Origin of the sequence: Nocardia sp. NPDC058058 (assembly GCF_042885355.1) — a bacterium.
Taxonomy (GTDB): Bacteria; Actinomycetota; Actinomycetes; order Mycobacteriales; family Mycobacteriaceae; genus Nocardia.
Genome location: NZ_JBHVSA010000037.1, coordinates 1 through 1,172, shown reverse-complemented (window position 1 = coordinate 1,172; position 1,172 = coordinate 1). Strand labels below are relative to the sequence as shown.

Annotated in this window: 2 protein-coding genes; both read left to right on the top strand. The window is 71.2% G+C overall.

The window, feature by feature from the left end:
• On the top strand, positions 1-474 hold a 474-nt coding region (locus ACFVUS_RS43985; protein ID WP_387781536.1), incomplete at its 5' end, for a LysR substrate-binding domain-containing protein.
• A 97-nt stretch (positions 475-571) separates the two neighbouring features.
• Positions 572-1,126 (top strand): cysteine dioxygenase family protein, encoded by a 555-nt coding sequence (locus tag ACFVUS_RS43980; protein ID WP_008741022.1) that lies wholly within the window; start codon positions 572-574, stop codon positions 1,124-1,126.
• Positions 1,127-1,172: the final 46 nt, after the last annotated feature.

Here is a 1,172-nt window from a genome sequence, read left to right as displayed (position 1 = left end):
ACCCTGGCCTTCACCTACCCGGGGCTGCACGAGGAGATCCCGGACGAGGTCGCCGAGGTCAGACTGCTGGAGGACCAGCTGACGGTGCTGCTGCCGACCGGCCATCCGCTGGCCCGGCGCCGCGCCGTGAACCTCGGCGACCTCGCCGAGGAGCGGTGGATAGCGGGCTGCCCGCGCTGCCGGGCGAACCTGCTGCACGAGTGCGCCGAGCTGGGCTTCGTACCCGACATCCGGTTCGCCACCGATGACAACCTGGTGGTGCAGTCCCTGGTCGCCCAGGGGCTCGGCGTGGCCATGATGCCCGCCCTGGTGTTGCCCTCCCTCTCCCTGAGCCGGGTCTGCGGGCGTCCGCTGCAACCCGCCGCGCGCCGCCACATCGCCGCGTACGTGTACCGGGACCATCTGCGGATCCCGGCGACCGCGGTGGTGCTGGACGAGCTGAAGCGGGTCGCGTCGAACCGGGTCGGCTGCTGACCGGGCGATCCCGCCGGGGCGATCCATAAGCGGTGCTTGGGATTTCGGGTCAGAACTGTCGTTGGACGTGATGGATTGACTGTTCGACGCTGCCCATATGACCACCACCACCCAGGCCCGCACCACCGCGAGGATGGCCGCACTCGTCAGTGAGATCCGCACGGTCGTGGACCGGGGCCTCGCCCCCGATCTGACCGCCTACCTGGTCGGCGAGCGCGTGGCCCCGCACCTGGGCACCCCCGACCTGCTCACTCCCGAGCAGCGGGTGGGGCACGCCGACCGGTACCGCCAGCACGTCCTGCACGCCGAGCCGGACGGCAGCTTCTCGGTGGTGGCGCTGGTGTGGCTGCCCGGTCAGGAGACCGCCATCCACGATCACGTCTCGTGGTGCGTCGCCGGTGTGCACGAGGGCGAGGAGAGCGAGCTCCGCTACCGGCTAGCCCCCGCCACGGGGTCCGTCGGGGCCCGGCTGGTGGCGACCGAAGAGGTGGTCAACGGCCCCGGTGACGTCTGCGGGTTCGCCCCGCCCGGCGACATCCACAAGGTCCGCAACTCCTGTCGTACGACGGCGATCTCCCTGCATGTCTACGGAGCCGACGTCGCCCGCCTCGGCAGCAGTGTCCGCCGCGTCTACACGCTCCCCACCGACTGATGGCGCTGCTGAACCGCCCTACCCACCAGGTGGTGCGGGCGCCTCG